This is a genomic window from Streptomyces sp. NPDC002690 (assembly GCF_053592415.1).
Genome location: NZ_JBSFVR010000380.1, coordinates 1 through 7,215 on the forward strand (window position 1 = coordinate 1; position 7,215 = coordinate 7,215).

General features: G+C 74.7%; 6 protein-coding genes and 3 pseudogenes. 4 read left to right on the forward strand and 5 right to left on the reverse strand.

Annotated elements, in window-relative coordinates:
- The 3 genes and pseudogenes from ACWD3D_RS30975 to ACWD3D_RS30985 all read left to right on the forward strand — a co-directional run.
- Positions 1 to 210, forward strand: a pseudogene (locus ACWD3D_RS30975) (hypothetical protein); the annotation flags it as partial.
- 24 nt (positions 211 to 234) lie between these two features.
- Complete coding sequence (locus ACWD3D_RS30980) at positions 235 to 2,085, forward strand: asparagine synthetase B family protein (protein WP_451464067.1); 1,851 nt, start codon at positions 235 to 237, stop codon at positions 2,083 to 2,085.
- Between the two features lie 63 nt (positions 2,086 to 2,148).
- The gene (locus ACWD3D_RS30985) at positions 2,149 to 2,505 is read left to right on the forward strand and encodes an aldehyde dehydrogenase family protein (RefSeq protein ID WP_451464068.1); all 357 of its coding nucleotides are present in this window, start codon (positions 2,149 to 2,151) and stop codon (positions 2,503 to 2,505) included.
- Here the strand turns inward: ACWD3D_RS30985 and tsaE are convergent.
- From tsaE to ACWD3D_RS31010, 5 genes and pseudogenes are all read right to left on the reverse strand, one after another.
- The gene (gene tsaE, locus ACWD3D_RS30990) at positions 2,387 to 2,935 is read right to left on the reverse strand and encodes a tRNA (adenosine(37)-N6)-threonylcarbamoyltransferase complex ATPase subunit type 1 TsaE (protein ID WP_451464069.1); all 549 of its coding nucleotides are present in this window, start codon (positions 2,933 to 2,935) and stop codon (positions 2,387 to 2,389) included. The two genes, ACWD3D_RS30985 and tsaE, sit on opposite strands and share 119 nt — an antisense overlap.
- A 1-nt stretch (position 2,936) precedes the next feature.
- Positions 2,937 to 4,148: an alpha/beta fold hydrolase gene (locus tag ACWD3D_RS30995; protein ID WP_451464070.1), complete on the reverse strand. Its 1,212-nt coding sequence runs from the start codon at positions 4,146 to 4,148 to the stop codon at positions 2,937 to 2,939.
- Positions 4,149 to 4,210: 62 nt separating this feature from the next.
- Entirely contained in the window at positions 4,211 to 5,350 is a 1,140-nt protein-coding gene (gene alr / locus ACWD3D_RS31000) for an alanine racemase (protein WP_451464071.1), read from the reverse strand.
- A 65-nt stretch (positions 5,351 to 5,415) separates the two neighbouring features.
- The gene (locus tag ACWD3D_RS31005) at positions 5,416 to 5,814 is read right to left on the reverse strand and encodes a DUF488 domain-containing protein (protein WP_451464072.1); all 399 of its coding nucleotides are present in this window, start codon (positions 5,812 to 5,814) and stop codon (positions 5,416 to 5,418) included.
- Positions 5,815 to 5,918: 104 nt separating this feature from the next.
- Positions 5,919 to 7,124, reverse strand: a pseudogene (locus tag ACWD3D_RS31010) (NAD(P)H-hydrate dehydratase); the annotation flags it as partial.
- Between ACWD3D_RS31010 and ACWD3D_RS31015 the strand changes: the two are divergent.
- A pseudogene (locus ACWD3D_RS31015) lies at positions 7,121 to 7,215 on the forward strand (M4 family metallopeptidase); the annotation flags it as partial. The pseudogenes ACWD3D_RS31010 and ACWD3D_RS31015 overlap by 4 nt on opposite strands.

Genomic DNA, 7,215 nt, shown 5'->3' on the forward strand with positions numbered 1-7,215 from the left:
GTCACGGAGGCACAGCTGCCGCCGCTGAGCCTGAGCCCGGAAGAGGAGGAGGAGCTGCGCCGTCAGGCCGAGGCGTCCGCGAGGGACGGCGGCGAAGGCGGCGGCTCCGGCGACTCGGGCGGCGGCTTCGAGAACGCGGGGGACGACGACTGGGACGGGAACTGGGGAGACGGGGACGACGGGGGCTGGAGCGACGACGACTTCGGCTGACCCGCCGGAGCGGTCCACGGAGGAATGACGGTCACCCGAGAGCCCGGTGACCCGGCCGGCCGGGTCACCGGCGAGGAACAGAGCGGAGAGGAGCCGCCGATGGCGCGCTTCTGTGTGTGCCTGGCCCCCACGACGGACCGGGCCCGCGCCCATGTCCGGGCGATGGGCGCCATACGTGACGGCGTGCCCGAGGCCGCCGTCCCGGGAGCGGACGCGGCGTTGCTGCACGGTGAACCCGGCCCCGCCGAGGGTCCGTTCACCGCGTGCGGCCTCACCGCCACCGGTGAGGTCACCCTCCACAACGGGCCGGTGCTGCGGGACGCGCTAGCCGCGAACGGCACTCCCGCGCCCGCGCGACTCACCGACGCCGAACTGCTGCTGCGCTGCTGGGCTTCGCTCGGCGCGAAGGGGGTCGCGCTCGCCGAGGGCATGTTCGTACTGGCGGTGCTCGACGGCACGGACCTGGTGCTGATACGCGACCACGTGGGCGCCCGTACCGTCTTCTACGCCCGAGCGGACGGTGCGTGGGCCGCCACCACCTCGCTGCGTGCGCTGCGCCGCTGGCCGGCGCTGGGCACGTCCCTCAATCTGGCCGCGGTCCGCTCGTTCCTGACGTTCGCCTACCTTCCCGGCGACGAGACGCTGCTGACGGGCGTACGGGAGGTGCTCCCGGGCCGGATACTGCGGCTGTCGCCGGACGGCTCGGCGACCGAGACCGTCCACTGGGAGCCGGTGGAACGGTTCGACGGGACGCCCCCCGACGACCCGAACGACCACGTCCTCGGGCTGCGCGCCCTGCTGGAGGACGCGGTGTCCTGCCGGCTGCCCGAGGCCGAGCCGGTGGCGGTGCTGCTGTCCGGAGGCATCGACAGTTCGCTCGTCACGGCCCTGTCGTCGAAACTGCACAGCCACCCGGTCCGTACGTACTCCATCAGCTTCGGCGACGAACTCCCCAACGAGCTGGGTTACTCGGGCCTCGTCGCCGCGCACTGCGGAACCCGCCACCGGGTGCTGAACGTGTCCGGTACGACGGTCGCGGCGCGGCTCGCGGAGGCGGCGACGCTGCTGGACAGTCCGGTGGGCGACCCGCTGACCGTGCCCAATCTGCTGCTGGCGGAAGCGGTGGCCGACGAGGGGGCGTCGGTGGTGCTCAACGGCGAGGGCGGCGACCCCGTCTTCGGCGGGCCGAAGAACCTCCCGATGCTGGTGCAGGAGATGCACCGGGAACCCGGTGCGCCGTGGGACGAGGACCGGGCGACCGCCTATCTGCGCTCGTACCGCAAGTGCTGGACGGACCTTCCGGTGCTGCTGACCCCGCAGGCGCGGGAAGCGCTGGCCGACGCGCCCCGCCCGCAGCGCTTCGTCGAGCCGTACCTGGTGCCCGGCCCGGACAGCCCGTACCGCATGGAGAGCCTGCTCAACCAGCTGCTCCACTGCAATCTGCGGACGAAGGGCGCCCACCACATCCTCACCAAGGTCGAGCGGCTGACCTCGTCCCAGGGCATCGAGGGACGTGCTCCGCTGTTCGACCGACGGGTCGTCGATCACGCCTTCGCCACTCCCCCGGCGTACAAGCTCCGGGGCACGGTGGAGAAGTGGATTCTCAAGGAGGCGGTGCGCGATCTTCTGCCCGGTACCGTGGTGGACCGCCCCAAGAGCGGGATGAGGGTGCCGGTACAGCAGTGGCTGACCGGGCCGTTGCGGGACCTCGGCAACGATCTGCTGCTGGGGCGTGGGACGCGGGAACGCGGCCTGTTCCGCCAGGACACCATCGCCACCTGGCTGAAGGGCAGGGGCACTCTGCTGCCGCGTCAGGGCGGCAAGCTCTGGCTCGTCCTCACGCTGGAGCTCTGGCTCCGTTCGTACGACCTCTGACGGACGGCGGTCCGGACTCCGGGCACCGTACGGCACTCCCTCGAACTGCCGGAGGAACCACCGATGAAGACCACCCTCACCGATCCCCGGACCGGCCGCGCACGCGGTACGGCTCCCGTCTCGCGGGAGCCGGAGGTCGCCGGGGCGGTGTCGGCCGCCCGGGCCGCGCTGCCCGGCTGGAGCGCCCTCACCCCCCGGGAGCGGGCCGAACGCCTGGGCAGGCTGGCCGCGTCGGTCGAGGCGCACGCGGCGGAGTACTCCGCGTGCGAGCGTGCCGGGACCGGCAAGCCGGAGTCGGCCCTCAGCCGGTCGTCGTGCCGCCGCCGATCCGGGTCCGCAGGTCCGCCCAGCGCACGCCGACCCCCGCGAGGGTCACCTCGCGGCGTTCGTCGTCGGTGTCGCCGGTGGCGCGGTCGATGACCACGTGGAGCCGGTCGTCGGAGAGCTCCTCGACCTTGCCGTCGCCCCACTCCACGACCACCACCGAGTCGGGCAGTGACACGTCGAGGTCCAGGTCCTCCATCTCGTCGAGCCCGCCGCCGAGGCGGTAGGCGTCGACGTGGACCAGGGCGGGGCCGTCGCCCAGCGGCGGGTGGACCCGGGCGATCACGAAGGTGGGGGACGTGACGGCGCCCCGCACCCCGAGCCCCTCGCCGAGACCCCGGGTCAGGGTCGTCTTTCCGGCGCCGAGTTCGCCGGTGAGCATCACCAGGTCGCCGGGGGCCAGCAGCCCGGCCAGCTCCCGGCCGAGCTCGGTCATCTGCTCGGGTGACTCGACGGCGATGCGTACGGTGACGGCGTCCGGGGCCGCCGCGATCTCGGCGGCCGGGCCGTTGTGCGGTGCTTCCATGTCAGACCACGTTAGTCGGAGCCGGTACGGCTCCGATCCGCACCAGCAGGTCCGCGAGCCGGTCGGTCACCGTCTCGGGGTGTTCCAGCATCACCAGGTGGCCCGCGTCCGGCACGATGACCAGCTCCGCCTCGGGCAGCACGTCGGCGATGGCCTCGCTGTGCGAGCTGGGCGTGACCAGGTCCTTGTCGCCCGCCAGGATCAGCACCGGCATGTCCCGGAACACCGGCAGGGCCGCGCTCTTGTCGTGCTCCGTGAACGCCGGATAGAACTCGGCGACCACGTCGATCGGGGTTGCCTCGATGAGCCGCTCGGCGAACCGGGCGACCGCCGGGTCCACGTCCCGGGAGCCGAAGGAGTAGCGCTTGATCAGACTCGCGAAGAGGTCGGCGGTGGCCCGGCGCCCCCGTTCCACCAGCTCCGTCTGCGTACCGAGCGCCTTCAGCACCCCGGGGAGCACCCGGCGCACCGCGTTGACGCCCGCGACCGGCAGCCCGAAGTTGACCTCGCCGAGCCGGCCGCTGGAGGTGCCGACGAACGCGGCTGCGGCGACCCGGTCGCGGATCAGGGCCGGGTACTGGTCGGCCAGCGCCATCATCGTCATGCCGCCCATGGAGTGCCCGACCAGCACCAGGCGCCCCTCGGGGGCCGCCGCGTCGATGACCGCCTTCAGGTCCCGGCCCAGCTGGTCGATGGTGACCGGGACCCCGTCCGCCTGGGACCGGCCGCGCGCCGACCGGCCGTGGCTGCGCTGGTCCCAGTGGACGGTACGGACCAGGCCGCGCAGCGCCGCCCGCTGGAAGTGCCAGGAGTCCTGGGCGAGGCAGTAGCCGTGGCTGAAGACGACGGTGACGGGTCCGGGGGACTTGCGGCCGAAGAGGCGGCGCTTGCGCGGACCGGTGCCGCCGCCGCTCCCGGTGGCCGCCGGCTCGGCCTCGTCGATCTCGTAGTACAGCGCCGTGCCGTCGTCGGCGACCGCCTGACCGGGGGTGCCGCGCAGCGCCCCGTACGGCCCGGAGGCGTCCAGCGCGAGGCGCGCCCTCTTCCGCATGCCCCGGCCGACCGTGAGCCGTTCGACGGCGACCCCGGCCGCCGCACCCGCGGCGAGCACCCCTATGGCGGCCCCGGCGACCGAGGCTCTGCGCCATCCGCCGGCCGCGGCGGTCGCCGCCGCCACGACCTCTCCCGCGGCCCCCGCGCTGCTGTCGCTCACCGTGCCCGCTCCTCGTCCGTGGTCGTGGTCCGTGCTGGTCGGTGGTCACCCGCCGACGGTGGTCACCCGCCGACGTGTACCCGGGGCACCCGCGTACCGATCCTGGTGACGATCTCGTACGCGATGGTGTCCGCCGCCACCGCCCAGTCCTCGGCGGTCGGCTCGCCCCGGTCGCCCGGGCCGAACAGCACCGCGTCGGCCCCGGGCTCGGTCAGGTCGCCCTCCAGGTCCACGACGAACTGGTCCATCGCGACCCGCCCGGCGACGGTCCGTACCCGGCCCGCGACCAGCACCGGACCGCGCCCGGAGGCGTGGCGCGGGATGCCGTCGGCGTAGCCGAGCGGCACCAGGGCGAGGGTGGTCTCGGCCGGGGTCGTGTAGTGGTGGCCGTAGCTGATGCCGTGTCCGGCGGGAACCTGCTTGACCAGGGCGACGGAGGCGGAGAGCGTCATCACCGGGCGCAGCCCGAAGTCGGCGGGGGTGCCGAGCTCGGGGCTGGGCGAGATGCCGTACATGGCGATCCCGGTGCGCACCAGGTCGAAGTGGGACTCCGGCACGGTCAGGGTGGCCGGGGAGTTGGCGATGTGCCGGACCTCGGGCTCCACGCCGGCCTTCTCGGCGTACGCCACCATGTCGCGGAAGACCGAGAGCTGGGCGGCGATCGAGGGGTGGCCGGGTTCGTCGGCGCAGGCGAAGTGGGACCAGAGGCCGGTGACGCGGACGGCCCCGCTCGCCTCGGCGGTACGGGCCTCGGCGACCAGTTCGGGCCAGTCGGCGGGCTGGCAGCCGTTGCGGCCGAGCCCGGTGTCGGCCTTGAGGTGGATACGGGCCGTCCGGCCCGCCTCCCCCGCTGCGGCGACGACCTCGCGCAACGCCCACAGCCCGCTGACGGAGACGTCGACGTCCGCCTCGATCGCCTCGCGCCAGGGGCCGCCCGGGGTCCACAGCCAGCACATGATCCGGGAGTCGAGACCGGCAGCGCGCAGCGCGAGGGCCTCCTGCGGGGTGGCGGTGCCGAGCCAGGTCGCCCCGGCTTCGAGCGCGGCCCGCGCGCAGGGCACGGCGCCATGGCCGTAGGCGTCGGACTTCACCACGGCCATGAGTTGGGCCCCGCCCGCCCGCGCGCGCAGCTCGCGCACGTTGGCGCGGAGTGCGGCGAGGTCGATCTCGGCCCGGGCTCTCAAGGACGCTTTCTCGTTCATCGCGGCCCAGTGTCTCAGGTCGGCCGCCGGGAACCCGGTGCACGGGGCCCTTCCGCGCCGTGTGCTCAGGCGCCGCCGGGGCGCTGGGCCCGCGCGTGCTCCAGGTACTCGACGAGGACGGGCACATGGCTGGCGTCGATGTCCTTGACGGAGGTCACCAGCGTCACCGGGGTGTCCTCCTCCAGCAGGCCCAGCAGGAGGGCGACCGACTCGGTGTGCGCGGGGTCGTCGAGTTCGGCGCGGTAGCGGTCCACGAAGGCGTCGTACCGGGCGCCGGAGCGGTCCTGGTGGTACCAGCCGCGCAGTTCGTTCGAGGGGGTGATGTCCTTCAGCCACCGGTCGACGGCGGCCCGCTCCTTGGAGACCCCGCGCGGCCAGAGCCGGTCGACGAGCACCCGGATGCCGTCCGCGCGCGGCTCGGGCGGGTCGTAGACCCTGCGGACCCGTACCTCGCTCTTTCCCATGGCTGCCGCCTCCCGGTCGGTGTCCGTCGCCGCTTCCAGGGTGGCCCGGACCGGCGGCCCGCGCATGCCCCGCGCTCGCGGTCGCGCCGGTCTCAGCCCCTGTGTCAGCCCCTGCGTACGTCCCGCCAGGCCGCCGGGATGCCCTCGGCGATGTCCTGCGCGGAGACGGGCGCCCCGTCCGCGCCGTGCCGTCCGGCGAGTCCGTGCAGGTGGGCGCCGACCGAGGCGGCGTCGCGCGGGGCGAGGCCGGCCGCGAGCAGCGAGCCGATCAGCCCGGAGAGCACGTCGCCGCTGCCTGCCGTGGCGAGCCACGCGGTGCCGGTCGGGTTCACCCGTACGGGAGTGCCCGGGGCCTCCGCGATCAGCGTGGTGGACCCCTTGAGGAGGACCGTGGCGCGGTAGCGGGCGGCGAGTTCACGGACGGCGGCGAGCCGCCCCGCCTCCACCTCCGCGCGCTCCACGCCGAGCAGGGCCGCGGCCTCCCCGGCGTGCGGGGTGAGGACGGTGGCGGCCGAGCGGGAACGCACGGCGTCACCGTCCATCAGCCGCAGCCCGTCCGCGTCGATCAGCACGGGTACGTCCGTGGCGAGCACGTCCTCGACGGCGGCGGTGGCCGCCCGCCCGTCGCCGAGTCCGGGCCCGACCACCCAGGACTGCACCCGGCCCGCCTGCGAGGGCCGCCCCTCGTGGACCAGGGTCTCGGGGAACCGGGCGATCACCGTCTCCCCGCCGGGACCGGCGTACCGCACCGCGCCGGCGCCGCCGCGCAGCGCCCCGGCGACGGCGAGGACGGCCGCGCCCGGGTAGCGCTCCGACCCGGCCACCACGCCGACGACGCCCCGGCCGTACTTGTCGCTCTCCGCGCCGGGCACCGGCAGCAGCGCCGCCACGTCCGCGAACTGGAGCGCCTCCAGGTCGGGGCGCTCCGGCAGTTCCGGGCCGAGGCCGATGTCGACGAGCCGCAGCCCTCCCGCCCGCTCGGCGCCGGGGTCGACGAGCAGGCCGGGCTTGTACGCGCCGAAGGTGACGGTGGCGTCGGCGCGTACCGCCTCGCCGTGCACCTCCCCGCTGTCCGCCTCCACCCCGCTGGGCAGGTCCACCGCGAGGACCGGCGCCCCGTGCCCCTCGGTGACCGCCTTCACCAGGGCGGCGGCCTCCGGGCGCAGCCCGCCCCGGCCGCCGATGCCGGTGATCCCGTCCACCACGAGGTCGACGATCCCGGCCTCCTCGGGGTGGTCCAGCACCCGTCCGCCGGCCGCGCGCAGCGCGGCGAGCCCGGCCGCGTGGGCCTTGTCGGGGGCGGTGAGCAGGTATGGAGGACTACATCGAGACCGACGACGACAACGGCGGGGTCCACCTCAACTCCGGCATCCCCAACCGCGCCTTCTACCTCGCCGCCTC